The following is a 26,208-nucleotide window of genomic DNA, read 5'->3' on the forward strand; positions in this document are numbered from 1 at the left end:
CCAAAACAAGGACAGGACGGAACGACCCTCACCCCACGCGCCGCAAGAGCAGCAGCGCGCCCGAGATGAAGAGCAAGGGCGGCGCGATGGCCGCCAGAAAGGGATTCATTCCGAACAGCAGGGACAGATAGGCAAAGGTCCGGCTCACCAGGTAGTAGAAAATCCCGACCATGATACCGACGAAGATCCGCCGCCCCATGCCGGTACTGCGCGAAGACCCCAGCAGCAGCGGAATGGCGATCAGGATCATCGATAGCGTCAGGACCGGATGCAGCACCTTATTCCAGAAGGCCACCTCGTAGGAGCCAGCATCCTGCTTGTTGACCGACATGAAGCGGATGTACGTGTAAAGCCCCCAGACCGGCAAGGCGTTCGGATCCGCCACCACCACCTTGAGCAGCCCTGGATCCAGCATCGAGTCCCAGCCCGCCTTCGGAATACGCTCGACCTCGACTCCGGCGGAGCTGACCCGACTGCGGGCAATGTTCTCCAGAATCCAGCCCCCATCCCGATAGCGCGCGCCCTCGGCGTGGGTCGCGACGAGCGTGCCCTTGGCTGCATCGATGCGATAGATGGAGATGTCGCTCAGACGCGTTCCCGAACGGATCTCGCGGATGTTGACGTAGGAGCCCTTATCGACCGCCCAGAAGCCGTCTGGCGTGCGCTGGGCCACATCGCCCGAAAGGGCCTGACGGCGTAGCTCGATCCCGCGCTGCTCCGCCACCGGGGCGACCACCTCGCCGAGCACCACGGCGAAAACGGCCAACAGCACGCCACCGAGCATGGACGCCCGCACGACCTGCGACACCGACATCCCTGCCGCCCGCATGGCCACCAGCTCGGAGCGACTCGCCAGCGTCCCGAGTCCGATCAAGGCGCCGATCAGGGTCGCGATCGGAAAGATGAGATAGGCGTAGCGCGGCAGGCTCAACAGCATGAACAGCAGCGCGTCGACCAGGGTATAGCGTTCCACGCCGATCGAGTCGACCTCATCGGCGAGGATGAAGACGCCCAACAGCGGCAGCAGGACACCCAGCGTCAGCAGGGTCCCGCCGATCACGGCCCAGGCAAGATAACGATCGAGGATTCTCACTTCGACCTATAGGCATCATTATCGGTAGACTAAATATTCGATATCCTAACATTTGTTCGAGCCGACCAGAGCAGACTCGTCCGCCTCGCCAGATACCCGCCAGGAGCCCCCGATGGAATTCAAGATCAAGACAGGCGAACTCGCCACGCTGAAGACCCCATGCCTCGTCCTCGGGGTCTTCGAGAAGAGCAAGCTAACCGGCGTAGCGGAAGACATCGACGCCAAGAGCGGCAATCGGATTGCCGACATCCTCAAGAAGGGCGACATGGATGGCGAGGTCGGCAAGACCCTCATGCTCTACGACCTGCCGGAGATCTCCGCCGATCGGGTGCTGCTGCTGGGCCTCGGAAAGAAGAAGGGCTTCGACCGCACCGCATTCCGCAAGGCGCTGGCCGCCCTCTTCCCTCAGCTGCAACAGAGCCGTGCCAGAGATGCGGTGCTCGCGCTACCGGATCCGCTGCCGACCGACACCTACACCAGCGTGCGCGATGTCGTGCTCACCGCCGAGGACAAGGCCTACCGCTACACCCGCACCAAGGACGACAAGCAACCGCTCAAGACACCGCTCAAACGCCTGACCCTCTGGGTACCCAAGAAACAGGAAATCGCCCCGGCCGAACTGGCCGCGCGACATGGCTCGGCCATGGCCTCCGGAATCTCTCTGGCCAAGGAATTGGGCAATCTGCCGGGCAACATCTGCACACCGAGCTATCTGGCCGACACCGCGCGCGACCTCGCGAACCGCTTCAAGGAGCTGCAGGTCGAGGTGCTCGAAGAGGAACAGATGGCCTCGCTCGGCATGGGCGCGCTGCTGTCGGTCTCGCGCGGCAGTCGCCAGCCGGCCAAGCTGATCTGCATGCACTACCGGGGCGGCAAGTCGGGCGACAAGCCGATCGTCCTGGTCGGCAAGGGGCTGACCTTCGACGCTGGTGGCATCTCGCTCAAGCCCGCCGCCGAGATGGACGAGATGAAATACGACATGTGCGGCGGTGCCAGCGTCTTCGGTGCCATGCAAGCCGCCTGCGAGCTGGAGCTGCCGATCAACCTGATCGGCGTGGTCCCCTCCTCCGAGAACCTGCCCGACGGCGACGCCAACAAGCCGGGCGACATCGTCACCAGCATGTCCGGTCAGACCATCGAGATCCTCAACACCGACGCCGAGGGCCGTCTCATCCTCTGCGACGCGCTCACCTATTGCGAGCGCTTCGAGCCCGGGATCGTCATCGACCTGGCCACCCTCACCGGCGCCTGCGTGGTCGCGCTCGGCAAGCACGCCGCCGGACTCTTCACCCAGGACGACAAGCTCGCCGCCGAGATCCTGACCGCTGGCGAAACGGCCGGCGACCGCGCCTGGCGCATGCCGCTGTGGGACGACTATCAATCCCAGCTCGACAGCAATTTCGCCGACATGGCCAACGTCGGCAGCCGCGACGGCGGCGCCATCACCGCCGCCTGCTTCCTCTCGCGTTTCACCAAGAAATACCGCTGGGCACATCTGGACATCGCCGGCATCACCTGGCTGACCGGCAAGGAAAAGGGTGGCACCGGACGCCCGGTCGCGCTCTTGACTCAGTTGCTGTTGGATCGCGCCTAAACAGGGATCCTCGCCGCACCACCTCCGAATCAAGCGTAGATCGCATGAGGTGGTGACGGCGAGCGCGCAGGCTGGAAGGCCCGACGGCCGAGTGCTAGAGTCGCCGCCACTCTGCGCTCACTTGCCACAATGCGGCCGTCATGCCCAATCGCTCGTGAAGGCGCTCGTCATCGAAGGGAAGCATTGATGCATTCGGCCCCCGATATCCATCCAGAACCGCCGCTGGTCATCGACCTCGACGGCACCCTCCTGTGCTCCGATCTGCTACTGGAAACTGGACTGGCGTTCGTCCGCGCGCATCCAGCTCGACTCCCGCGCGTCCTGCTCTGGCTCACACACGACAAGACCAGACTCAAACAGGCGTTGGCCCAGGCGACGCATCTCGACGTCAGTCGCCTGCCGTTCGATCTGGAAGTCATCGAACTCATCGAGGCCGAGCGCCGCAAGGGACGCCATATCGTCCTCTCCACCACCAGCCATCGCACGCTGGCAGAGCGCGTCGCCGATCACCTGCAGCTGTTCGATGAGATCATCGCCAGCGATGCCGATCGCAATCTCTCGGCGGAGCACAAGAAAGAGGTGCTCGTCCAGCGCTTCGGCGAAGGCGGATTCGACTATGCCGGCAACACCCATGAGGATCTGCCTGTCTGGAGGGCGGCACGGCTGTCCTATGTCGTGAACCCCGAGCACAGGCTCGAACGGCTCGCGCGCCAGCTCGACAATGTTGCGGCCGTCATGCGCTCCAACCGACCGGCACTAGGCGACTGGGCGAAGGCACTGCGGCTCCATCAATGGGCGAAAAATCTGCTGATCTTCGTGCCGCTGCTCGCCGCACACCGACTGACCGAGATCGCACTGGTCGGCCAAGGGCTTCTGGCCTTCCTGCTCTTCGGGCTCTGTGCCTCCAGCGTCTATCTGCTCAATGACCTGCTGGACCTGGGCGACGACCGGCATCATGCCACCAAGCGTCACCGCCCCTTCGCCGCCGGACGCCTCTCGATCCGCTCGGGGCTGATCGCCATTCCAGCGCTGCTGCTGACCGCCTTCGCGGGCGCACTCTGGTTCCTGCCCTGGGCGTTCGCCGCCGTGCTGGCGGCCTACTATGCGCTCACCCTGGCCTACTCGCTGGCGCTCAAGCGCCGGATGGTGATCGATATCATCGCACTCGCCTCACTCTATACGCTGCGCATCATCGCCGGCAGTGCTGCGCTCGCGATCCCCTTGTCCTTTTGGGTGCTGGCATTCTCGATGTTCATGTTCCTGAGCCTGGCGATCGTCAAACGCTATGCCGAACTGCGCCAGGCACGCGAGAAGGGCCACGCCGAGAAGGCCCGAGGACGCGGCTATTATCCGAGCGATTTGGAGATGCTCGCCTCGCTCGGCGGCTCCTCGGGCTATGTCGCCGTCATGGTGCTGGCGCTCTATATCAACGACCTGAGCACCACCGCACTCTACCGCCACCCCGAGGTCATCTGGCTCGCCTGTCCGCTCCTGCTGCTCTGGATCACACGGGTGTGGATGCTCACCCATCGCGGACAGATGCACGACGACCCGGTCGTATTCGCCATCCGCGACCGGACGAGCCTGGTCATCGGCGCCCTCTTCGGGCTCATCTTCTGGATCGCGACATGAGCGCACCGCAACTGCTGTCCTGGGGTCAATATCCGCCGTTCCCCCAGACGCCCCATCCCTGTCATTGGCGCGAAATGCTTCCCGAGACGCTGGATGCGCTCGTCCGCGCGCATGGCTCGACACTGCCCTTCGGCAACGGCCGCAGCTACGGCGACAGTTGCCTGGCCGCCAGCGACCGGGTCATGCATCTGCGCCACCTCGATCGATTCATCCAGGCGAACTGGACGACGGGCATTCTAACCGCCGAGGCCGGCGTCACACTCCAGGAGATCCTGGCGCTCGCCATCCCGCACGGCTGGTTCCTATCCGTCACGCCCGGCACCCAACTCATCACGCTCGGTGGCGCGATCGCCAACGACGTCCACGGCAAGAACCATCATGTGCGCGGCACCTTCGGGCGTCACGTCCGACGCTTCGGCTTGCTGCGCTCGCAGGAGGGGCGGCTGGTCTGCTCGCCCCAGGACAACGCCGAACTGTTCGCGGCTACCATCGGCGGGCTCGGTCTCACGGGCCTCATCGAATGGGCCGAGATCCAACTGCTGCCGATCCGTTCCAGCCAGATCGACGGCCAGGTCGAGCGTTTCGAGACCCTGGCCGAATTCTTCACGCTCTCCGACGAGCTCGACCGTCGGCATGAATATGGCGTGGCCTGGATCGACTGCGCCGCCTCCGGGCGAACCACCGGACGCGGCGTCTATATGGCGGGCGATTTCGCTACCGAAGGGGCACTCGAAGTCGCCGATCCAGCCCGCCTCGGGATCCCACTGACACCGCCCATCTCGCTGATCAACGGACTGTCGCTGCGTGCCTTCAACGCAGTCTACTGGCGCAAGCATCCGCGCACCCGCCAAGCCCAGCGTCTCGGTTATGCCCCCTTCTTCTATCCACTCGATGGTATTCATCAGTGGAACCGTCTTTACGGACCCAAGGGATTCCAGCAGTACCAATGCCTGATCCCCCATGGCGAGGCAGAGCCGGCCATCCATGCATTGCTCAGCGCGATCGCCGCCTCGGGAACCGGCTCCTTTCTCGCCGTGCTCAAGCGCTGCGGCACGATCGCCTCTCCGGGATTGCTGTCCTTCCCGGCGCCGGGCACCACGCTGGCGCTGGACTTTCCTCAGTCCGAACGGCTCGACACCTACCTGTTCCCACGACTCGATGCCATCGTGCGCGAGGCCGGGGGGCGACTCTATCCAGCCAAGGATGCGCACATGCGCGGCGAGGATTTCCGCCACGGCTATCCAGCCTGGGAACGACTCGAAGCACTGCGCGATCCAGCGCTCAACTCCCGCTTCTGGACACGAGTGACCACATGAAACGTATCCTCATCATCGGCGCCACCTCGGCCATCGCGACCGCCTGCGCGCGCGCCTGGGCCAGCCAGGGCGCATCCTTCTTTCTCGTCGCGCGTCATCCAGACAGGCTGACGCAGACCGCCGCCGACCTGAGTGCCCGAGGCGCGGGCGCCAGCCACACGCATGCGCTGGATGTAACCCAGATCGACGCCCATCCAGCCATGCTCGCGGCCTGCATAGATGCACTCGGCACGATCGACATCGTGCTGATCGCACACGGCACCCTACCCGACCAGACCGCCTGCGAGCGGGATGCGGCGCTGGCCGTGAAGGAATTCAGTCTCAACGCCACCGCGACCATTGCCCTGCTGACGCTCCTCGCCAACCAACTGGAACAACAACGCGGCGGAACGCTCGCGGTGATCACCTCGGTCGCGGGTGATCGGGGACGCCCATCGAACTATCTCTACGGCAGCGCCAAGGCGGCGGTATCGACCTTCTGCGAGGGTCTGCGAGCGCGGCTGTTCAAGGCAGGGGCGCATCTGATCGATATCCGTCCCGGCTTCGTCGCAACCCCCATGACCCAGGGACTCCCCTTGCCCGCGCCGCTGGTCGCCCAGCCGGACGTGGTCGCCAAGCGCATACTGAGCGGCATCGAACGTCGGAGGGACGTGCTCTATGCGCCCGGCTTCTGGACCTGGATCATGCTCATCATCCGCTCCATTCCTGGCGCCATCTTCAAGCGACTGTCGCTGTGACGCCAGACACCGATCGCGCCATCGCGCCGCCCTCAAGCGAGCCATTCCTGTCCGGCTGGCGTTACCGGGCGGTCATCTATTCGGTCGTGCTCTCGGCGTTGGGCTATCTGGGCGCCTCACTGTGGGGCGGCTGGCATGAAGTGACGGCGGCAGTGGGTCAGATCGGCTTCATCGGCATCCTCATCGCCCTGTCGCTGTCGCTGCTGAACTACGGTCTGCGATTCCTGCGCTGGCAGACCTACCTCAACATCATGGGGCACGCGGTCCCCTGGCGCCCCAGTTTGCGTATCTACCTCGCCGGCTTCGCCCTGACCACCACACCCGGCAAGGCCGGCGAGGCACTGCGCGGCCTGCTTCTCAAACGCTGGAACGTGCCCTATCCGCACAGCTTCGCCGCCTTCTTCAGCGAGCGCCTCTCGGATCTGCTCGCAGTCGTGCTGCTCACCTTGTTTGGATTGACGCTCTATCCGGATGCCTGGCCCATCATCGGACTCGGCACGGCCGGCGTGGCGCTGGGGTTGCTGATCCTGTCGAACCAAGCATTACTGCACCGATTGGAAGCAGGATTGAGCGGCGATTCCAAGCTCGCCAACCTACTGCGCCACCTCTTCCAGATCGCGCACCAGGCACGTCGCTGTCATCAGCCAAGACTGCTGGCCGGCGCAATGCTGTTGAGCCTCATCGCCTGGGCATCCGAAGCCGTGGCCTTTTTCCTGATCCTACGGTGGATGGAAATGGACGTCTCGCTCGCATTCGCAATCTTCGTCTATGCCCTGTCGATGCTGGCTGGAGCGTTAAGCTTCATGCCCGGCGGATTGGGCGGCGCGGAGGGCGTCATGATCGGTCTACTGCTTTGGCAAGGAATGGATAACTCGGATGCCGTTGCGGCAACCCTGGTGATCAGGGTGGCGACACTCTGGTTCGCTGTTTTTCTGGGATTTTTGATGTTATCGATACGATTTCGCGACAGTCGCGATGAGCAAACCGGGAACGGCGAAAACAGTACGCGCTCACAGCTCAACAACACAAAAACATCCGGCAATGAATGCCGTAAAACAGATTAAAACAGCAAATCGAAAAGTGCTAAACCTGACTCAAGAAGACCTAAAGATATTCGGCCACCTATTCCTGATATTTTTCGTTTCATATGCCTACGAAATCACAAATTTCAATATATCGATCGATGACGAGATACTGGCGTACCAATCAGCATCTAAATTTGTCGACTTAGGCCGCTGGCTGTTCCCGCTGATAAGGGAAAGCTTTTGGCCTCAGGTCATCACGCCACTCGGACCATACATCCTATTCGGACTCTGCATCGCACTTGGTTATTTATACATCCTGAGAGCCTTCGGCATTTTTAGACCCGCACTCTTTCATTATTCTGCATTTGCCGCATTCATCCTCTTTCCAATCTGGCCAGCCCAGCTCGAATTCAACGCAAACGTCATCCCATTGGGCGTCGCGACATTAGCCATTTCGACTTCAATCCTACTGGCTTCACGCCCCATCGACACGTCATTCAGCAAAGGCGTTTGGCACATCATCGCGCCGGCCGCCCTTATTTCCATCGCAGCAGGCGCATATCAAAGCGCGGTGCTGATATATCCAGTCATCATAACCGGAGTCTTCCTCCAGAACAGACTGAAACCAACATTCAGTCCTGCGACGAAAAACACCAGACACGTCATCGCGGCCACGAGCATTTTGCTATTGGGATGCATTATTTATCTCGCGATCGCCGCGATCGCAATGAAAATATACGGCATACCCCCATCGCCATATGGCAGCAGCTTCGTCAATATAAAAACTTTATTTTCAGCCCCTCAAAATGCCCTATCAGGCATGATGCAAAACCTATGGAACGTTTACTTCGCTTGGTGGAAACCGTTCGGCACCGCATCCTACGCAATACCTACAACCATATTAACAGGAGCGGCTATTGCACTGTATGCCGCCAGAGACTCCCGACAAAAAATTTTATGGGTTTTATTAGGAGTTACCTTAATTCTTGCATCGCCCGCAGCATTTTGCTTGCTATCAGGGCATGAGCTTCCACTCCGCACTCTACTCGGGGCGCCTTTCGCCCTATTGGTTCTACTGCTCCTCTTCTATCACTCGACAAATTCGGACACCACGCGAAAAGCCGCCTTAGCCGCCGCACTATTGATTGCATTGGAGGGACTATACATCCAATCGATCCACCAAGCGCGATCCGCCCTCGCACAAAAACACGACATGCTACTCGCATCCGCCATCAATACGGACATACTTCGCACCCCTAACCTCCCAAAGCGAGGACCGATAACCATCGATTTCAGCGGCGCCAAGAAATTCGAAAGCGTCTATCCCGCATTACCGACAACCACGGCGGGCGCCTCGTTCTTCGAGTGGGACGGGGGAAACCCCTATCGAATGGTCAAATACATGAACCTTATCGGATACCATCGTTATATTGCAGTCGATCAGGAAACTCGCGCCCGGATAGCGCCACACTACTCGACGATGCCGGAATGGCCTTTGGAAGGATCCATCAAGGTCGTTGATGGCGTCGTCTTGATCAAAATCTCAGACCAGTAGCAGCTCGCTCCTCATTGTTCTCCTGGACCGCTTCACGTTCGACCAGCCCTCAGAACACCCAAGCGATCAGCAGGGTGAGGATGAGAAAGAAAGAGAAAAACGATCCCAGCATGAACTGGATCTCGCCGAGCAGACCGTCGCCCGCGACCAGCGCAAAGAGCACGAACAGCCCGACGGTGACGCCAAAGCCCCAGGGAACGGCGGCCTTCAGCCCCATGCCCTCGTCGAGCGTCGCCACGACCGGCGCCGCCGCCGGCAGAACCAGCAGGATCAGCGCCGCCAGCAGCAGCACGACCACCAGCAGAAGGATCCCGAACAGCTTGAGGTCACTGCGATTGTCGCTTCTCATGGCGTTCGGCCTGTCATTCAACCGTTGACCAGATCACGGATCCGGCCCGGATTGGGCAAACCGCGCACCACCAGCTCGGGATCGTCGCCGGCGGTGAAGATCTCGACATCGCCCGCGTTGACGATGCGCTGAAACAGGCTCTGACTCACCCGGACGCTGCGCACCGACCCCATGCCGATCTCGGTGTACTGCTTGCTCAACAGACCATGGGTCCAGATGAGCTCTTCGTCGGTGATGACCAAACGATCAGAGCGGGTGGTCACCCAGGAAACAAGAAGCTTCAGGGTCGCGATGGCGAAGACGGCAATCCCGGCAATTTGCACCATTTTTGAATCGAACTGGCCGGTGAACTGGGGGGGTATGAACTGAACGCCCAACACCGCAACCAACAGTCCTCCCGCGATCAGCAGCAAGGTGATCAGGGTTGAGAAGGGACGGGTCCGTAAGAGCGAGGGGTGCGCGTCATAGTTGGGCTCGGACATCGATATCTCCGTTGAAATCATGAAAAACGGGAATGGCTTGAGGGCTGCGCGCCGTCCACCGGCAGATTCAGGCGACGAAGAACGCTCGCTGAGGCTGGGGATACTAGCAGCAGGCACGACACCGAGAAAGCAACCGGCAAGACGCGGGGCCCGGCTATAATCGGCCCCCATGAAAACCCAATCGCTCCTGCAACTCTCGCCCGGTCCCATCCGCTCCCGACTGTTGCGCGACCTCATCCTACTGGTCGCCTTCACCGTCGGTCTGCTGGTCATGATCAACGTGCTGCTGATCGACGATATCAAGCACGATCTAGCCGGAACCCGAATCGACAACGCGACCGCCATGGTTCGCGACGAGGTCCGCAACCTGCTGCTGCCGGTCCAACAACAGCTGCTCATCGTGCGCGACGGACTGGCTGGCGCCAACCTCGAACCGACCGATGAGCAGGATCTCACAGAACGTCTGGTCCCGACGCTCGCTCACATTCCGCAGATCGCCGGCACCGTCGACGCCTCGGCGGACGGACAGGAATATTTTCTGCGTCGCGATGGCGACGGCTGGCTGACCCGAGTACGCCAAAAGGGCGATCGGAGTCAGTCGCACCTCTCGCACTGGAACGCCAACCTGCTGCGCAAGGACCAGCAGGCCGATCGCTTCAACGAAGATCCGCGCACCCGCCCCTGGTTCAACCAGGCCCTGGCACATCCGGACCGGGTCGTCTGGAGTCCGCCCTACGTCTTCGCCTCGCTCAGGGTACCCGGCGTAACCGCCTCGATCGCCTGGAAGCAGGGCAAACAGATGCGGGTCACGGCCTTCGACGTCACGCTACAGACCATCGTCAAGGCGATCGACCGTCTCGACATCACCCCCGAGGGACAGGGCTTCCTCTTCAGCGGCAGCGGCGGAGTCTTCATTCCACCGCCTCCAGACGAGCGCTCATCCTCCAGTGATCGCCACGGCGAGGGCTTCTTTTCGGCCCTGTCACGACTCGGCGGCCCGCTCCAGTTCGATGCCGTGGCCGCCTGGAAGGCGGCGGGCCAGCCGACGCAGGATCTGATCCGCTTTCACAGCGGCGGCGAGGACTGGTGGGGCGGATTCCGTCCGCTCACCAGCGACCTGGAAGGCGTCTGGATCGGCGTCACCGTGCCCGTGTCGGCCACCATCACCATCTTGCAGAACCGCTGGCACATCATCCTGCTGACCGCGCTCGGCATCCTCGCCGCCAGCCTCAGCCTGGCAATGCTGGTCGTGCGCCGGTACAGCCGCCAGCTGCGCGATCTGCCCAAGCTCACGATCAACCGCCGGCATCCCGACCAGGATCTCCGCGAACTGATCGCCTCGGGCGAGGGCCCGCATCTGGAATTCAAATCCACCATGCGGATGAACCTGCACAACAAGACACCAGGCAAAGAGATCGAGCTTGCATGGCTCAAGGGCGTTGCTGCCTTCCTCAATACCGAGGGTGGCATCCTGCTGATCGGCGTCGCCGACGACGGCACGCCGCTCGGGCTGGAGGCCGATAAGTTCGAGAACGAGGACAAGTGCCAACTGCACTTCAAGAACCTGCTCAATCAGCATCTGGGCGCCGAGTACGCCCATTCCGTTCGCTTCTTCCTGCTCGACTTCGAGGGACTGCGGATCGGCGCAGTGGAATGCGAGCGTGCCGACGCACCCGCGATCCTGCGCGACGACAAGAAGCGCGAACTCTTCATCATCCGTAACGGCCCATCGAACATCGAGCTCCCCCTCAGCCGCGCGCTCAAATATATCCGCAGCCGTTTCTGACACGCCTCTCGACTGAGGTAGTCGGCGCGACCGCCCCGGTTCGCGCGGCCGGACCCGGACCGGTCACCTGACGTCCGGCACCAGGTGACACTGCCTCGCTGGCTGGGAGACAATGTCGGGAAGACCCCGTGCGGCCCAGGCCGCTGGGGTCTCGAGAGACAGGATAGGAAATCTCGCTGCACGGCCCCCATAAAGGTTTGCACGCCCTGGGGAGCAACCAGGACGGTCCATGCAGCACCAGCAGAGACGCGCCCCCTTGAACGACACCACTCGATCCGGCACCGACGCCACCCCCACCGAATCCAACCACCCAAACGCGATCCGCCTTCGCGGCGTACGCCAGAACAACCTCAAGAATCTTGATCTCGACCTGCCGCTCGGCCAGCTGATCGTCGTTACCGGCGTCTCGGGCTCGGGCAAGTCCTCGCTCGCCTTCGACACGCTCTACGCCGAGGGACAACGCCGCTACGTCGAAACCTTCTCGGCCTATGCCCGGCAATTCCTCGACCGCATGGACCGGCCGGCCGCAGACCGTATCGAGGGCATCCCGCCCGCCATCGCCATCGACCAGACCAATCCGGTGCGCACCTCACGCTCGACCGTGGGGACCATGACCGAGCTGAACGACCATCTCAAGCTGCTGTTCGCCCGTGGCGCCCGACTCTTCTGCGAGGGATGCGGACAGGAGGTGAGACGGGACTCGCCCGAATCGGTCTGGAATGCACTGAGCGCCGATCCGGCTTTCGCCGAGCAACGCGTCCTCATCGTCTTCCCGGTCCAGGTTCCGGCCTCGCTCGGACTCGACCAGGTCAAGGAGATGCTGGCCCAGCAGGGATATGTGCGACTGCTGCACGAGGAGGCCGAGCGGATCGAGGTGATCCAGGACCGTCTACGGCTCACGCCCGAGAACCTCAGCCGTGCACTCGAGGCCATCGAGACCGCACTGACCAAGGGGCACGGCCGGCTGCTGGTCTATCCGCTGGACGAACGCAAGGAAGCCGGGGTACCCAGGCGTTTCTCGTCCGACCTCCAGTGTCCTGACTGCGACATCCAATACCGCGACCCGGCACCCAATCTCTTTTCCTTCAATTCACCCTTCGGCGCCTGCGAGACCTGTCACGGATTCGGACGCACCATCGGCATCGACTGGTCGCTGGTGATCCCGGATCCGTCCAAATCCCTGATCGAAGGGACCATCAAGCCCATCCAGTCCGACAGCTACTCAGAGGTTCAGGAGGACCTGATGCGCTTCGCCAAGCAGCGCGGACTGCCCAGCGACATCCCCTGGCACGACCTGAGCGCCGCCGACCGCGACTGGATCATCAAGGGCGAAGGCGAATGGGAGACGGGGGTCTGGTACGGACTGCGCCGCTTCTTCGACTGGCTGGAGGGACGCAGCTACAAGATGCATGTGCGGGTACTGCTGTCGCGCTATCGCAGCTACGACGCCTGCCCAAGCTGTCAGGGCGCCCGACTGCGCGACGAGGCGCTGGACTGGCGCATCGGCTCGGCCGAGCTGGCCGATCAGGTCCTGCCCGCATCCGAGCGTTTCCGCCACGCCCGCACCGGCATGAACCCAGTCGTCTGGGATGCGCTGCCCGGACTCGCCATCCATGACCTCATGCGACTGCCGATCGCCCGCTGCCGCGACTTCTTCGAGTCGCTGCGTCTCGATGGCCCGCTCGATCAGGCGCTCGATCTGCTGCTCACCGAGATCCGCGCCCGCTTGCGCTATCTGTGCGAGGTCGGGCTCGGCTATCTGACGCTCGACCGCCAGTCGCGCACGCTCTCGGGCGGCGAGGTGCAACGCATCAACCTGACGACGGCGCTGGGCACTTCACTGGTCAACAGCCTGTTCGTGCTCGACGAGCCCAGCATCGGACTGCATCCGCGCGACATGGACCGGGTGACTCAGGTCCTGCACCGTCTGCGCGATCGGGGCAACTCGCTGGTGGTGGTCGAACACGATCCCCAGGTGATGCTGGCCGCCGACCGTATCATCGACATCGGACCTGGGCCGGGCGAGCATGGCGGAAACATCGTGTTCCAAGGATCGCCCTCGGCCCTGCTCGACGCCCGCGATTCATTGACCGCCGACTATCTCGCCGGACGCCGCCAGGTCGCCGAGCTGCGTCCGGCACGCGAACCCTCGGATACCGACTGCTGGCTGCATGTGCGCGGCGCCCGCGCCCACAACCTCAAGGGCATCGACGTCGCCATCCCGCTCGACCGACTGGTGGTGGTCACCGGGGTCTCAGGCTCGGGCAAGTCGACCCTGGTGCAGGAGGTGCTCTACAAGGCGCTGTGCCAGCTCAAGGCCCATCCCGAGGGAGCGCCGGGCGAGCACGACGCCATTGAGGGCGATGCCGCCATCACCGACGTGCTGCTGCTCGACCAGTCCAGCATCGGGCGCACCTCGCGTTCCAATCCGGCCAGCTATGTCGGCGCCTTCGAGGTGCTGCGCAAGCGCTTCGCCGCCCAGCCCGCAGCCCGAGAGCGCGGCTACACCGCCGGCACCTTCAGCTTCAACAGCGGCAACGGACGCTGTCCCACCTGCGGCGGCAACGGCTACGAGCACCTGGAGATGCAGTTCCTGGCCGACGTCTATCTGCGCTGCCCGGACTGCAACGGACGCCGCTATCGCGACGCTGTGCTGGAGATCCAGGTGCCGAGCGCGACCGACCCCAGCCGCGCCTGCTCCATCGCCGAGGTGCTGGAAATGACCACCACCGAGGCGCTCGATTTCTTCGCCGGGGACCGCGACCTGCAGCGCGTGCTGGAACCGCTACAGGCGGTCGGACTCGGCTATCTACGGCTCGGCCAGCCGGTGCCGACACTCTCGGGCGGCGAGGCGCAGCGGCTCAAGCTGGCCGGACATCTCGCCAAGTCGGCACGACGCAAGGCCGGTGACGGCGGATTGCTGTTCCTGCTCGACGAGCCCACCACCGGACTGCATTTCGCCGACATCGCCGTGCTGCTGCAGGCCTTCCGTCATCTGATCGATCAGGGACACTCGCTGCTGGTCATCGAGCACAACCTCGACGTCATCGCCGCCGCCGATTGGCTGATCGACCTGGGGCCGGAGGGCGGCGACGGCGGCGGCGACCTGGTCTGTGCGGGCACGCCCGATCTGGTGGCCGCCCATCCGTCGAGCCATACCGGACGCGCCCTGCGCTCGGCGCAGCGTCAGCAGGAACCCGCCATCGCCGAGGCATCGGGCACGACCTATCGCAAGACGGATCCCGCCGTCGCTCGGGCACGGGCGCTCGCCATTCCCGAGAATGCCATCTCCATTCGTCACGCACGCGAGCACAACCTGAAGGACCTGACGCTTTCCATCCCACGCGGACGGCTCACCGTCATCACGGGCGTTTCGGGCAGCGGCAAGAGCACGCTTGCCTTCGATATCCTCTTCAACGAGGGCCAGCGGCGTTATCTGGAATCGCTCAACGCCTATGCGCGCCAGTTCGTCCAGCCAGCAGCGCGCGCCGACGTCGACGCGATCTTCGGCATCCCACCGACGGTCGCGATCGAGCAGCGCACCAGCCGTGGCGGAGCCAAGAGCACGGTGGCCACGCTCACCGAGATCCATCACTATCTGCGCCTGCTCTACGTCAAATTGGGCATCCAGCACTGTCCGAACTGCGGCGTTCCGATCGAACCCATGAGCCGCGACGCCATCCTGAATCGTCTGCAACGCGAGCAGGCCGGCCAGCGGATCGCCCTCATGGCGCCCATGGTGGTCGCCCGCAAGGGCCTCTACAAGGAACTCGCCGCCTGGGCGGCCGGCAAGGGCTGGGACCGTCTGCGGGTGGATGGTGCCCCCGTCCCAACCGACGACTGGCCAAGACTCGACCGCTTCCGCGAACATTCCATCGATCTCCCCCTGGGCGAGATCCTACTGACGTCATCCGCCGAGCCCGAGTTGCGCGCCCTGCTCGATCAGGCGCTGGATCTGGGCAAGGGCCAGGTCCGCGCGGTCAGGGTCGAGAACGGCGTTTGGGGCGACGAGACGCCCTACTCCACCGAGCGCGCCTGCCCCTCCTGCGGACGGGCCTTCCCCGAGCCGGATCCGCGCCTATTCAGCTACAACTCGCCTCACGGCTGGTGCCCCGCCTGTCTCGGCACCGGCCAGGTACTGGCCGGCTTCGACGCCGAACAGAGCGGCGAGGAAGGTCAGTGGCTGGATTCCGGCACCGCCGATTCGCGTCCCTGCCCCGCCTGCTCGGGCGCGCGACTCAAGCCCGAGGCACTGGCGGTCCGTTTTCGCGAACGCTCGATCGCCGAGCTGTCCGCACTCACCATCGACGACGCCGCCGACCAGCTCGCCAGGCTGGAGCTGGACGCGCGCGAGTCGGCCATCGCCCAGGATCTGATCGCCGAGGTCCGCGACCGACTGGCCTTTCTGCGCGAGGTCGGTCTCGGCTATCTCTCGCTCGATCGCGGCGCGCCTACGCTCTCGGGCGGCGAGGCCCAGCGCATCCGGCTCGCCGCCCAGCTCGGCTCCAATCTGCAGGGCGTCTGCTACATCCTCGACGAGCCGACCATCGGACTGCATCCACGCGACAACCGTCTGCTACTCGACACGCTCGGTCGGTTGGAGGGCAAGGGCAACACACTGGTGGTGGTCGAACACGACGAGGAAACCATCCGCCGCGCCGAGCACGTCATCGACCTGGGACCCGGCGCCGGAACGCGCGGCGGCGAGATCATCGCGCAAGGCACGGCCGAGGAGCTGATCGCCAACCCAGACTCCATCACCGGACGCTTCCTCGGACGTCCGCACGGACGCTCACGGCCGCCGCGTCCAGTGGACAAGACGACCGACTGGCTGACCATCGAAGGCGCGCAGCGCAACAACCTGAAGGGTCTGGAGGCCCGTCTGCCGCTCGGGCGTCTGGTGTGCGTGACCGGCGTCTCGGGCTCGGGCAAATCGACCCTGGTGCGCGAGGTGCTGGTCGGCACCCTGACCCAGCTTCTGAGCAACCAACGCACGGCCAAGGGCCGCGCCCGCAAGGCCGAGCTGGTCGGCTGCCGAGGTATCACCGGATGGCAGCGGCTGACTCGGATTCTGGAGGTCGATCAGACCCCGATCGGCAAGACGCCGCGCTCCTGCCCGGCGACCTACGTCGGGTTCTGGGACGCTATCAGAAGGCTCTTCGCCGCCACCCAGGAGGCCCGTATCCGAGGCTGGGGACCGGCGCGATTTTCGTTCAACACGGCGGACGGACGCTGCCCGGTCTGCGAGGGCCAGGGCGTCCAGAAACTGGAGATGAGCTTCCTGCCCGATGTGCGCATGACCTGCGATCACTGCGGCGGCAGCCGTTTCGATCGCGAGACGCGCGAGGTCCGCTACCAGGGGCTCGACATCGGCCAGGTCCTGGATCTGGAGATCGAACGCGCGGCCGAGGTGTTCACCGCACACCGCACCATTCGCCATCCGCTGACGCTGCTCCAGGACGTGGGGCTCGGCTATCTGACGCTCGGCCAGCCGAGCCCGACCCTCTCGGGCGGCGAGGCCCAGCGCATCAAGCTGGTCACCGAACTGGCCAAGGCACGCCCGAACGCCGAAGGCACGACCAACCGCCCGACACTCTATGTCCTCGACGAACCGACCGTGGGTCTGCACATGGCAGACGTGGCGCGATTGGTCGAGGTGCTGCACCGTCTGGTCGATGCCGGTCATTCGGTCCTGGTGATCGAGCACAACCTCGACCTGATCGCCGAGGCCGACTGGGTGCTGGACATGGGCCCCGAAGGCGGCGACGCCGGAGGACTCATCGTCGCCCAGGGCACACCGGAGGAGATTGCGACGGCGGATGATCTACCGACCGCACTGGCACTGAGGCGTCATCTCGACGGCTGAACGCCGCTGAAGCGCCGACGCCGGGGCACCACACTCCGATCGGATCAGACCGACCGACGTGGGACGGTCCCAGGACCTCGAGATCGGCTCCGCCCGCGCAGCGACAAACCGGGGTCTACCACGTGACATAAATCCACAATCCGCTTATAGACTCTGCGTTGACCAAGACGGCACAATCCAGCCCGAATAATCGGCGTTTGGTGTAAGGACGCGACAATCGCGACGGTAGGCGGACAGCCCACCGAACACACTGACCGATGCCATTGAGTGCGAGACGACCAGGAACACCGCCATGCACACTGCCGCGACCCTCCGACATCGAACGTCCACCAAAAACGCAAAGACGCTGCGCTACGACAAAATCCTTCTGCTGATCCTGCTCGCCCACCTGCCGGTCACCATCTTCCTGGTACCCATCGGCTATGGCACGAGCGATTTCGCGCTCTCCGCCTCGCTCATGGTCGGCACCCTGACCGTCGCCGCCTATCTGCTGCTGCGCGGCACGCCATCGTTCGGACTGGTCTCGGCCATCCTGCTCATGGCCTTATCGGCCATCATGATCCAGTCCGAGCTGGGACGGATCGAGATGCACTTCCACATCTTCTGCGCCCTGGCGATCCTGCTCATCTATCGCAACTGGGTGTACATCCTGGTCGCGGTCGCCCTCATCAGCGTACACCACCTCGGATTCACCGCCTTGCAGCTGAACGGAACGACGGTCAGCGGCATGCCGATCATGCTCTTCAATGACGGCTGTTCCTGGAGCCTTACCGCCCTGCATGTCACCTTCATCGCCGTCGAGGGCCTGGTGCTGATCGCCTACGCGATCCTGATGCGCCGCGACGAGCAGGTGGCCGACATGCTGATGGGCGCGATCTCTGTCCTGGACGACAAGAGAGACCTAACCCTTCAGATTATCGACGAGGACAAATCACCCATACTCGGCGCCTTCAACGACACCCTTCGCAAGTTCGCCATCCTCACTCGAAACGTCTCGAATGCCGCCGACGAGATCCGCTCGGTATCCAAGCAACTGGGACACATTGCCCGAACCGCAGAGGAGGACATCTCGGAGCAGCACGCCCAAACCAAGCAGGCCGCAAGAGCCATCGGCGAGATGTCCAAGCGCATTGAGGCGGTCGCCGCCAACACCCGATCGGCGGCGGATGTCGCCGATGCCGCCAACCTCCGCGCCTTCGAAGGGCAGGACAGATTCAACCGCGCCGTGCGCTCCACCGCCGAGCTACAGCAGATCATGGTGGAGGCCTACAACTCGATTCGGCTACTGAAAAGCAACGCCGAGCGCATCGGCTTGGTCGTAGACGTGATCAGAGGCATCTCCGAGCAGACCAATCTAGTCGCGCTCAATGCCGCAATCGAGTCGGCGCGTGCAGGCGAGCATGGACGCGGGTTCACCCTGGTCGCGGACGAGGTCAGAGAACTGGCGCAACACACCCAGGACTCCACCAAGGAGATCCAGGCGATGATCCAAAAGATCCAAACCGACATCGAGAATTCCGTCGCCCAAACGGATTACGGGCACCAGAAAAGCACGGCGACCTCAACGGAGATTCTCCAGGCGGGGCTCGCGCTCAACGAGATCCTGGAGTCCGTTTCACAGATCAGCATCATGAACGACCAGGTCGCCCAGGCGGTAGATCAACAGAGCAAGGTGGTCGAGAGCATCGACAGCAGTATCCGCAACATCGCCACCCACAACGCCAACGTGATCGAAAAGTCGAAAACCAACCTCTCCTCGGCCTCGACGCTACAGAAGGTATCCAAGACGCTCGATCGAATGGCGACGACCTACCGCCATTGACAGGATACGCAAGCGCATCCGCCAACGCCGGGCCACTCAGGTCGCACCTGGGAACTCCCCGGATGCGATCCATCAAAGGCAGGGAGCCGTTCGGACGTCACACTGCAAACGCTTGACCTGATCCGTTGTGGAAAGGGAACGCTCAAAACTCAAACCGATAACAAGGAGCACACTCGATGAAAATGACCCGTCACTCGCTCGCGCTTGCCCTGCTGACGACCAGCGGAACCCTGCTTGCCGCCGACCCGGCCATGGATCCCGATATCGCCGAGGCCAAGGGCATCGTGAAACAATTCGCCACCCGCCTGCAGGGCGAATTGCAGTCCGCCATGCAACAAGGGGGACCGATCAAGGCCATCAGTGTCTGCAAGGAGCGTGCACCCGCCATCGCATCCAGCCTCGCCCACAGCAGCGGCTGGGAGGTCGGTCGTACCAGCCTCAAGGTACGCAACACCACCCAAAATACACCCGACGACTGGGAGCGCGCGGTGCTCACGACCTTCGAGGAGCGCAAAGCGGCGGGCGAATCGGTCAAAACCATGGCCTATTCCGAGATCGTCGACACCGAACAGGGCCAGCGCTTTCGATTCATGAAGGCAATCCCAACCCAGGAGGTCTGCCTGGCCTGTCACGGCAGCAACCTCTCGCCCGAGGTGACGGCCGCACTGGACAAGAATTATCCTGAGGACCAGGCACGCGGCTACGCCCCGGGCGACGTTCGCGGCGCCTTTACGCTTTCTAAGCCGCTCATCAACTTAGCCCTATCCAACCTGCATCTCGAGTGAGTCCAATGGCAGAACAACGCTTCGACATCGCCTTCGACGGCCGCATGATCCCCGGTGCGGACCCGGTGCTGGCCCGCAAACGCCTGCAGTCGCTCTTCAAACTCGACGAGGCGGGTATCGACCGTCTCTTCAGCGGCAAGCCGGTCTTCATCAAGCGCGATGTCGATGCGCCAACCGCGAATCAATTCGAAAAGGTCTTCAACCAATTGGGAGCGATCCTGCGGTTGATCCCGATCGAAGCGGACGACGAGGAGAGCCAAGACCCGGCACCCTCATCGTCCGCCGAGACCGACAGCCAGCTCTCGCTGGCCCCGCAGGACGGCTTTCTCGAAGAGCCCCCCACGGTTAAGATGCCCGACCTCGACCTCAGCCATCTCAGCCTGGTACAGGGTTCGGACTGGAGCCTCGAAGACTGCGAGGCGCCTCCATCGGCGGTCCAAACGCCGGACACGAGCCATCTCTCGCTCACCGAGATCGAACCCGAACCGGACACCAAAGACAGCGGCGACTAAAGCGGTACTCATGACCACAGACTTCGATCACATCGTCATCGGCGCCGGCATCAGCGGGCTCGGCGCCGCCCATTTTTCCGCGAAACGCGGCCACTCCACCCTGGTGCTGGAGTCCAGCGACCGTGTTGGCGGCTGCATCAACAGCCAGCGCTTCGACGAACTCGGCGGCTTCTGGACCGAGGGCGGCGGCCATACCTGCTTCAACAGCTACGGCAACATGCTCTCCATACTCGACGACCTGGGCCTGACACCAAGGGTCGAGGAGAAGCTCAAGGTCGGCTACAAGCTCTGGAAGGACGGCAAGCGGCGCTCGATCCTGTCCGCGCTGCATTTCTTCGAGGCCGCGCGCTCCATCCCGCGTCTCTTCTCCGCCCCCAAAGACGGACGCAGCGTCGCCGATTACTACGGCCAGGTGCTCGGCCGGCGCAACTATCGCGACCTGCTGCGCTACGCCTTCCAGGCCGTCATCTGCCAACCTGCCGACGACTATCCGGCCGAGGCGCTGTTCCGGCGCAAGCCGCGCCGCAAGGAGGTCATCAAGGCGTTCACCTTCGCCAAAGGCATCTCCACCGTCCCCGAAGCCATCGCCGCCCAGGACGCCATTGAGGTCCGCACCGGCCAGCGTATCGCCCGTATCACGACCGACGCCGAGGGCTTTCTAGTGCACGACGAGGACGGCAGCCAGGTACGCGCCCGCTTCCTGACCCTGGCCGTGCCGCCGGACGTCGCCACCGCGCTCATGCCGAGCGGCTTCGAGACGGTGCGTGACACCATCTCGGGCATCGGCATGTCCGAGATCGAGACCCTGATCCTAGCCTTCCGTAACGAGGACGTGCCACTCAAGCCCATCGCCGGCCTGATCGCCATCGAGGACGCCTTCTACTCGGCGGTCTCGCGCGACTTCAAGCCGGACGACTATCGCGGCTTCGCGTTCCACTTCAAGCCCGGCATGCTCGATTCCGAGACCCAGGTGACGCGCGCCTGCACCGCGCTCGGGGTCGACCCGAAGCACATCGCCGCCCAGACACGCGTCCACAACCGCCTGCCGGCGCTGCGCAGCGGCCATTTCGATCTGGTGAAGCGACTCGACGCGACACTCGCCGGAACCCGGCTCGCCGTGACCGGCAACTGGTTCCTCGGAGTCTCGATGGAAGACGCGCTGACCCGCAGCCGCAGCGAATCGGACCGACTCTTCGGCGCCTGACTCCAACCGCATCCAAGGATAAACAGCATGCGCAAGACACTCGCCGCACTGACCCTGGTCTGCCTGACCGGATCCGCCGCCGCCGAAGAGATCGGCAGCGTCTCGACCAAATTCAAACTGATGGGGCCCAACGACAAGATCGTCGTCGAGGTCTTTCAGGACGAAGACCTGCCCGGCATCGCCTGCTATCTGAGCCGCGCCAAGACTGGTGGCGTCTCCGGTGCAGTTGGCATGGCCGAGGATACCTCCGACGCCTCGCTCGAATGCGTCCAGATCGGCCCGGTCCAGCTCACGGACGACATCCGCTCCGGCAAGCACGACGGCGAACAGGTGTTCAAGAAACGCACCTCGCTCATCACCAAGACCCTTCAGGTCGTGCGCTTCTACGACGCGCCGCGCAACGCCGTCGTCTATCTGACCTACAGCGACCGCATCATCGAAGGTTCGCCCAAGAACAGCGTCTCCGCCGTGGCCATTCAGCCCTGGCCGAGCGCACCGGCGCCAGCCAAATCCAAGTGATCCCGCTCTATCGATAGAACCGCAAAGGCGCAAAGGGCGCGAAGCATCACTCGAGTCTGTCCGTTCCGAGAGACCGCGACATCGATCTCGGGTCGCCAAAAACCCTTCGCGCCTTCGCGGTTCAACCCTCCCCGATCCGACCGCAACATCGCCGCGATGACCGGCAGGGGCGAAGCCGGTACTATTCGCGCCTCGCGGATCCCGATCCGCGCCTCCAAACCATACAGAGACGACAAGATGAGCAAGATCCATTTCATCGGCGGAGAGAAAGGCGGCGTCGGCAAATCGGTGCTCGCGCGCGTCCTGGCGCAGTATCACATCGACAGGGACCTGCCCTTCGCGGCCTTCGACACCGATCGCTCCCACGGCGCCCTGCTTCGCTTCTATGCCGATTTCAGCAATCCGATCCTGCTCGAAGACGCCGAAAGTGCCGACCGCCTGATGGAGTCCGCACTCGAAACCGAGCGCAATGTCTTGGTGGATCTGGCCGCGCAGACCTCGGCACCGCTACATCGCTGGATCGACCAGGCCGATCTCCTTGAACTGGCAAGCGAGGAAGACATTCCGATCGTCTTCTGGCATGTGATCGACGATGGCGCCGACGGTATCGCCCTGCTCGACAACCTACTCGACCGCTACGGCGAGCGTGCCGCCTACGTCGTCGTCCGCAATCAGGGACGCGGCAAGAACTTCTCTGCCTACGAGGCATCCGAGGCTCGCGCCAAGGCCGAGGAGATGGGGGCGTATCAGATCGACCTGCCCGAACTGCACGCCGGCTCCATGCACAAGATCGATCACGGCGGCATCAGTCTCTGGGCCGCGATCAACAACAAAGAAGCCGGGCTCGGGCTCATGGACCGCCAACGGGTCAAGGTCTGGATCAAGCGCGCCTACCAACAGCTTGACACTCTGAATGAGGCACTGCTGGCTCCAGCGGAAGACTGACCGTCGAACGCAACGCGGGCAGCACGGGGAACCGCAAAGGATTACGACGTATCGGGCAGGCCGTGGCGCTCATCCACACAGCAATGCAGCGGATGTAACGCGCCTTGGTCGTTCTTAGCAATCGGCGCACCTTTGCGGTTCTCATGGCCGCCTTTCGAATCAGCGATCCATCGCTCCCCGAGAAACGACGACCGGTGGTGCGCTACGCAGGGTCTGGAGCACCACGCAGTAGCGCTCCGTCACAGCGGCAACCTTGTCGAGCGTCTCCTCGTCGGCATCCGCATCCAACTCGAAACGCATGCGGATCTCGCGAAAACCGACCGAAGCGTCCTTGGCGAGCCCGAGCGTCCCGCGAAAATCCAGATCGCCCTCGGCCAATACCCGCCCGGAACGCAGCGTGACCCCAAAGGCCGTGGCGACGGCCTGCAAGGTGACGCCAGCGCAAGCGGCAAGGGCCTGCAACAGCATGTCACCGGAACACGCCTGGCTCCCACTGCCGCCGGTCGCCGGATGCAACCCCGCCTCGACCAGCGCCCGACCGGTATCGACCGAGCAGGCGAGGTTCTCGCCGAGCCGCCCCTCTGCCTTGAGCGTGACGATCGCCGACTCGGGATCCTCTCGATATCGCTCCTTCAACGGTGCCTGGAGCGCGCGCAACTCATCGGAATGCATCATCCACCCTCGCTATCTCATTGTTGTTGACAGACAGGAGGGATGCGGGCAAAACCCGGACGATCAACGCCCGGCCGTTGCCAGGATCAGCCGCGCAGCCCCAGATCCACAGACCGACCCCAATGAATTGAGAGCTGCCCAGCAGCCAATCACAAGCCGGCCAGCAGTTCCTCGACGACCTGTTGCACCTGCTCGTTGTCGAAGTTGCAGCCGGAATCGCGCTTGATCACGATCCGCAATCTGTTGATGACGTCCTCGGTCAGAATCGCCCTGATAACGTTCTCGCGGGCCAGCGCGTTGACTTCGTTCCAATGCTGCTCAAGCAGACGTTTGCGGGCCAGTCCGTACCTGGAGATCAGGGCAAGTCTGGCGCAATCATCAAGACTGATATCAGGCTGCAGATCCACGGAGAACACCAGATTCGCTTCCACCTTATCGTGGGCCGATATGTGGTAGACCTGCCAGGTCGTTAGATTGGTCAGAAAGGCCCAACGAATGCCGGAATAGGCACCGTAGGACGTGGCCTGAAAGATGTGTTTGTCACGCAACGACATTCCGGCCCGCTTGGCCTCACCAACCATCAGGTCTTCGGAATCGACCGATAGGACATAATCGGCCTTCCGACCTTGAATGCGCTGCTCGGCCTTAACCTCATCCATGCTGTATCCGAAAGCCTCCATCAGCATCCTGTCGATCACCATCCTGGTGTTGCTTTCGTTGCACTGGCTTTCCGTAGCAGCCTGGATCAGCGGCATGAGAGACCTGAGCGCCTTCTGTAGCTCGGCCGCACGCTCCATAAGCGCCTGCTGGCGCGTTTTTCTGCGCTTCAGTGTCGGCGTCTGGACCTGAACTTCATCCTGATCGTTTTCTTCCGCATGGTCTTCGCCGTCGCCCGAGGAATCCACGTTCACCCCGAACGCAACAGCAAGCGCCTCCAGACCGCCGTTGTAGCCATGGCCAACGGCCCGGAACTTCCAGATGCCATGATATCGATACAGCTCCCCGAGGATCAGCGCGAGCTCGTCGTTCGATTCCTGTAGATCGTATCGTGCGAAGCAGTCGCCAACAGGATCGACGAGTCGGATATACACCTGGTTCAACATCCCGAAGCTCGGGCGCTCGCCACCCCGCCCAAGGTCGAGCGTGATGCTAATCACGATCTTGGCGACATCATCGGGGACGACCGTCAAATCGACAGCAAACGCTCTGCGATCCTCGCCGTTGTTGGGCTCGGCGTTAAGCATGAGGCACTCAGATTCAGCCACGGGCTGGTTATAGAACACGAAGTCCGCGTCGCACCGAACCCGATCGCTCGCGCTCAACAGAAACGCGCTGGCGTCGATCTCACAGGGTGCGTCCGCATCCCAACCAACACCCACGAGAACTTGTTCACGATCGATTTGAACATTCGCGCCTCGCACCAACACATCCGTCATCTCAGCTTTCCTCGTCGTCGCTCACAAACGGCTTACCGCCCCCCTCTGTCAGGATAGATGCCGCCTCCCACCCGGGAGATGATGTGCAACCTTGGGGGTATTTGGATGCTGCCGGATTCGCGCTGGCGGCATCCCTGACAGAGTGACAGACCATGAGTACAAGCTATTCGCCTGAGCTGAAAGCCAACCTGATTGCCAAGATGCTGCCGCCGCAGAGCGTGCCGGTGCGCGATCTGGCGCGCGAGACGCAGATTCCCAAGGACACCCTCTACAGCTGGCGCTCACGCGCCCTGAAGGCGCGCCAAGGCACCCAGGAGCGTCCCAGCAGCGGATCGGGCGAACGCAGCAGTGGCGAGAAGTTCGCCATCGTGCTGGAGACGGCGACCCTTGATGACACGCAACTGAGCGCCTATTGCCGCCGTCAGGGGCTCTATGTCCACGAGATTATGGCCTGGCGCAGCGCCTGCGAGCAGGCCAATGCCGCCGGATCCGCGCCCGTGGATCGCACCAAGGCGCGTGCCGACCAGCAGCGTCTCAAGGCGCTCGAGCAGGAACTCTTGCGCAAGGAGAAGGCGCTCGCCGAGGCGGCGGCCCTGCTGGTGCTCCAAAAAAAAGTCCGCCACTGGCTGGGCGACGCGGACGCCTGATCGACGTGGAGCAGCGACGCGCCGTGAGCACCTGGATCGAGGAGGCCTGCGCCGCCGGAGCGCGCCTGAAACCCGCCTGCGAGGTCGTGGGGCTGTCGGTACGCACCCTGCAGCGCTGGCGTGGCGAGGACGGCATCCAGGCCGATGCCCGCGCGGCGGCGGCCCAGGGGCGCACCCTGGCCAATCGCCTCAGCGACGCCGAGCGTTCCACGATCCTTGGGGTCTGCAACG

General features: G+C 63.2%; 20 protein-coding genes and 1 pseudogene. 16 read left to right on the forward strand and 5 right to left on the reverse strand.

The genetic code is table 11. The annotated features are described in order from the left end of the window. Positions 1–28: 28 nt before the first annotated feature. On the reverse strand, positions 29–1,093 hold the full coding sequence (gene lptG / locus THIDRDRAFT_RS18125) for an LPS export ABC transporter permease LptG (RefSeq protein WP_007042356.1): 1,065 nt from the start codon (positions 1,091–1,093) through the stop codon (positions 29–31). 112 nt (positions 1,094–1,205) lie between these two features. On the opposite strand from lptG, the gene THIDRDRAFT_RS18130 reads away from it, so the two are divergent. The 6 genes from THIDRDRAFT_RS18130 to THIDRDRAFT_RS18155 all read left to right on the forward strand — a co-directional run bounded on the left by THIDRDRAFT_RS18130 (position 1,206) and on the right by THIDRDRAFT_RS18155 (position 8,952). After that, on the forward strand, positions 1,206–2,687 hold the full coding sequence (locus THIDRDRAFT_RS18130) for a leucyl aminopeptidase (RefSeq protein ID WP_007042357.1): 1,482 nt from the start codon (positions 1,206–1,208) through the stop codon (positions 2,685–2,687). Positions 2,688–2,873: 186 nt separating this feature from the next. After that, positions 2,874–4,319 carry a UbiA family prenyltransferase gene (locus THIDRDRAFT_RS18135; RefSeq protein WP_007042358.1) on the forward strand — a complete coding sequence of 482 codons (1,446 nt, stop codon included), beginning with the start codon at positions 2,874–2,876 and terminating at the stop codon, positions 4,317–4,319. Next, a complete protein-coding gene (locus THIDRDRAFT_RS18140) occupies positions 4,316–5,635 on the forward strand; it encodes an FAD-binding protein (protein WP_007042359.1) in 1,320 nt (439 codons plus the stop codon). The genes THIDRDRAFT_RS18135 and THIDRDRAFT_RS18140 overlap by 4 nt, the downstream gene beginning before the upstream one ends. After that, positions 5,632–6,372 carry an SDR family oxidoreductase gene (locus THIDRDRAFT_RS18145; protein WP_007042360.1) on the forward strand — a complete coding sequence of 247 codons (741 nt, stop codon included), beginning with the start codon at positions 5,632–5,634 and terminating at the stop codon, positions 6,370–6,372. Before THIDRDRAFT_RS18140 ends, THIDRDRAFT_RS18145 begins: the two co-directional genes overlap by 4 nt. Next, a complete protein-coding gene (locus tag THIDRDRAFT_RS18150; protein WP_007042361.1) occupies positions 6,369–7,436 on the forward strand; it encodes a lysylphosphatidylglycerol synthase transmembrane domain-containing protein in 1,068 nt (355 codons plus the stop codon). The genes THIDRDRAFT_RS18145 and THIDRDRAFT_RS18150 overlap by 4 nt, the downstream gene beginning before the upstream one ends. Continuing rightward, positions 7,348–8,952, forward strand: coding sequence for a glucosyltransferase domain-containing protein (locus THIDRDRAFT_RS18155; RefSeq protein WP_083827519.1), 1,605 nt, complete (start codon positions 7,348–7,350; stop codon positions 8,950–8,952). The genes THIDRDRAFT_RS18150 and THIDRDRAFT_RS18155 overlap by 89 nt, the downstream gene beginning before the upstream one ends. Positions 8,953–9,001: 49 nt before the next feature. Here the strand turns inward: THIDRDRAFT_RS18155 and THIDRDRAFT_RS18160 are convergent, their stop codons facing one another. Beyond that, positions 9,002–9,301: a hypothetical protein gene (locus THIDRDRAFT_RS18160; RefSeq protein WP_007042363.1), complete on the reverse strand. Its 300-nt coding sequence runs from the start codon at positions 9,299–9,301 to the stop codon at positions 9,002–9,004. A gap of 17 nt (positions 9,302–9,318) precedes the next feature. Then, positions 9,319–9,783 carry a PH domain-containing protein gene (locus THIDRDRAFT_RS18165; RefSeq protein ID WP_007042364.1) on the reverse strand — a complete coding sequence of 155 codons (465 nt, stop codon included), beginning with the start codon at positions 9,781–9,783 and terminating at the stop codon, positions 9,319–9,321. 169 nt (positions 9,784–9,952) lie between these two features. Between THIDRDRAFT_RS18165 and THIDRDRAFT_RS18170 the strand changes: the two genes are divergently transcribed. From THIDRDRAFT_RS18170 to THIDRDRAFT_RS18205, 8 genes are all read left to right on the forward strand, one after another. After that, positions 9,953–11,569, forward strand: coding sequence for an RNA-binding domain-containing protein (locus THIDRDRAFT_RS18170; protein ID WP_007042365.1), 1,617 nt, complete (start codon positions 9,953–9,955; stop codon positions 11,567–11,569). 229 nt (positions 11,570–11,798) lie between these two features. Further along, on the forward strand, positions 11,799–17,435 hold the full coding sequence (gene uvrA / locus THIDRDRAFT_RS18175) for an excinuclease ABC subunit UvrA (RefSeq protein WP_007042366.1): 5,637 nt from the start codon (positions 11,799–11,801) through the stop codon (positions 17,433–17,435). A gap of 292 nt (positions 17,436–17,727) precedes the next feature. Continuing rightward, positions 17,728–19,257 carry a methyl-accepting chemotaxis protein gene (locus THIDRDRAFT_RS18180; RefSeq protein ID WP_007042367.1) on the forward strand — a complete coding sequence of 510 codons (1,530 nt, stop codon included), beginning with the start codon at positions 17,728–17,730 and terminating at the stop codon, positions 19,255–19,257. 176 nt (positions 19,258–19,433) lie between these two features. Continuing rightward, positions 19,434–20,042 (forward strand): Tll0287-like domain-containing protein, encoded by a 609-nt coding sequence (locus THIDRDRAFT_RS18185; protein WP_007042368.1) that lies wholly within the window; start codon positions 19,434–19,436, stop codon positions 20,040–20,042. 5 nt (positions 20,043–20,047) lie between these two features. Next, entirely contained in the window at positions 20,048–20,554 is a 507-nt protein-coding gene (locus THIDRDRAFT_RS18190) for a hypothetical protein (protein WP_007042369.1), read from the forward strand. Between the two features lie 10 nt (positions 20,555–20,564). Continuing rightward, complete coding sequence (locus tag THIDRDRAFT_RS18195; RefSeq protein ID WP_007042370.1) at positions 20,565–21,758, forward strand: protoporphyrinogen/coproporphyrinogen oxidase; 1,194 nt, start codon at positions 20,565–20,567, stop codon at positions 21,756–21,758. 27 nt (positions 21,759–21,785) lie between these two features. Further along, on the forward strand, positions 21,786–22,277 hold the full coding sequence (locus THIDRDRAFT_RS18200) for a CreA family protein (protein WP_007042371.1): 492 nt from the start codon (positions 21,786–21,788) through the stop codon (positions 22,275–22,277). Between the two features lie 237 nt (positions 22,278–22,514). Further along, complete coding sequence (locus tag THIDRDRAFT_RS18205) at positions 22,515–23,222, forward strand: P-loop NTPase family protein (RefSeq protein WP_007042372.1); 708 nt, start codon at positions 22,515–22,517, stop codon at positions 23,220–23,222. A 159-nt stretch (positions 23,223–23,381) separates the two neighbouring features. Here the strand turns inward: THIDRDRAFT_RS18205 and THIDRDRAFT_RS18210 are convergent, their stop codons facing one another. Both THIDRDRAFT_RS18210 and THIDRDRAFT_RS18215 read right to left on the reverse strand, forming a co-directional pair. Continuing rightward, positions 23,382–23,897 carry an OsmC family protein gene (locus THIDRDRAFT_RS18210; protein ID WP_216725651.1) on the reverse strand — a complete coding sequence of 172 codons (516 nt, stop codon included), beginning with the start codon at positions 23,895–23,897 and terminating at the stop codon, positions 23,382–23,384. Positions 23,898–24,043: 146 nt separating this feature from the next. After that, on the reverse strand, positions 24,044–25,330 hold the full coding sequence (locus THIDRDRAFT_RS18215; protein WP_007042374.1) for a TerD family protein: 1,287 nt from the start codon (positions 25,328–25,330) through the stop codon (positions 24,044–24,046). Between the two features lie 152 nt (positions 25,331–25,482). On the opposite strand from THIDRDRAFT_RS18215, the gene THIDRDRAFT_RS18220 reads away from it, so the two are divergent. Both THIDRDRAFT_RS18220 and THIDRDRAFT_RS18225 read left to right on the forward strand, forming a co-directional pair. Next, on the forward strand, positions 25,483–25,977 hold the full coding sequence (locus tag THIDRDRAFT_RS18220) for a transposase (RefSeq protein ID WP_007042375.1): 495 nt from the start codon (positions 25,483–25,485) through the stop codon (positions 25,975–25,977). Positions 25,978–26,000: 23 nt separating this feature from the next. Beyond that, positions 26,001–26,208, forward strand: a pseudogene (locus tag THIDRDRAFT_RS18225) (IS3-like element ISAzo10 family transposase); the annotation flags it as partial.

The sequence above is a fragment of the Thiorhodococcus drewsii AZ1 genome, from assembly GCF_000224065.1.
GTDB lineage: Bacteria > Pseudomonadota > Gammaproteobacteria > Chromatiales > Chromatiaceae > Imhoffiella > Imhoffiella drewsii.

What these genes read in the sequence shown, in the direction of transcription:
- THIDRDRAFT_RS18190 (WP_007042369.1), top strand. Translation starts at nt 20,048, where the DNA reads ATGGCAGAACAACGCTTCGACATCGCCTTCGACGGCCGCATGATCCCC.
- THIDRDRAFT_RS18180 (WP_007042367.1), top strand. Translation starts at nt 17,728, where the DNA reads ATGCACACTGCCGCGACCCTCCGACATCGAACGTCCACCAAAAACGCA.
- THIDRDRAFT_RS18215 (WP_007042374.1), bottom strand. Translation starts at nt 25,330, where the DNA reads ATGACGGATGTGTTGGTGCGAGGCGCGAATGTTCAAATCGATCGTGAA.
- THIDRDRAFT_RS18145 (WP_007042360.1), top strand. Translation starts at nt 5,632, where the DNA reads ATGAAACGTATCCTCATCATCGGCGCCACCTCGGCCATCGCGACCGCC.
- THIDRDRAFT_RS18165 (WP_007042364.1), bottom strand. Translation starts at nt 9,783, where the DNA reads ATGTCCGAGCCCAACTATGACGCGCACCCCTCGCTCTTACGGACCCGT.
- THIDRDRAFT_RS18135 (WP_007042358.1), top strand. Translation starts at nt 2,874, where the DNA reads ATGCATTCGGCCCCCGATATCCATCCAGAACCGCCGCTGGTCATCGAC.
- THIDRDRAFT_RS18170 (WP_007042365.1), top strand. Translation starts at nt 9,953, where the DNA reads ATGAAAACCCAATCGCTCCTGCAACTCTCGCCCGGTCCCATCCGCTCC.
- THIDRDRAFT_RS18155 (WP_083827519.1), top strand. Translation starts at nt 7,348, where the DNA reads ATGAGCAAACCGGGAACGGCGAAAACAGTACGCGCTCACAGCTCAACA.
- THIDRDRAFT_RS18205 (WP_007042372.1), top strand. Translation starts at nt 22,515, where the DNA reads ATGAGCAAGATCCATTTCATCGGCGGAGAGAAAGGCGGCGTCGGCAAA.
- THIDRDRAFT_RS18160 (WP_007042363.1), bottom strand. Translation starts at nt 9,301, where the DNA reads ATGAGAAGCGACAATCGCAGTGACCTCAAGCTGTTCGGGATCCTTCTG.
- THIDRDRAFT_RS18195 (WP_007042370.1), top strand. Translation starts at nt 20,565, where the DNA reads ATGACCACAGACTTCGATCACATCGTCATCGGCGCCGGCATCAGCGGG.
- uvrA (WP_007042366.1), top strand. Translation starts at nt 11,799, where the DNA reads ATGCAGCACCAGCAGAGACGCGCCCCCTTGAACGACACCACTCGATCC.
- THIDRDRAFT_RS18200 (WP_007042371.1), top strand. Translation starts at nt 21,786, where the DNA reads ATGCGCAAGACACTCGCCGCACTGACCCTGGTCTGCCTGACCGGATCC.
- THIDRDRAFT_RS18210 (WP_216725651.1), bottom strand. Translation starts at nt 23,897, where the DNA reads ATGATGCATTCCGATGAGTTGCGCGCGCTCCAGGCACCGTTGAAGGAG.
- THIDRDRAFT_RS18140 (WP_007042359.1), top strand. Translation starts at nt 4,316, where the DNA reads ATGAGCGCACCGCAACTGCTGTCCTGGGGTCAATATCCGCCGTTCCCC.
- THIDRDRAFT_RS18130 (WP_007042357.1), top strand. Translation starts at nt 1,206, where the DNA reads ATGGAATTCAAGATCAAGACAGGCGAACTCGCCACGCTGAAGACCCCA.
- THIDRDRAFT_RS18185 (WP_007042368.1), top strand. Translation starts at nt 19,434, where the DNA reads ATGAAAATGACCCGTCACTCGCTCGCGCTTGCCCTGCTGACGACCAGC.
- THIDRDRAFT_RS18220 (WP_007042375.1), top strand. Translation starts at nt 25,483, where the DNA reads ATGAGTACAAGCTATTCGCCTGAGCTGAAAGCCAACCTGATTGCCAAG.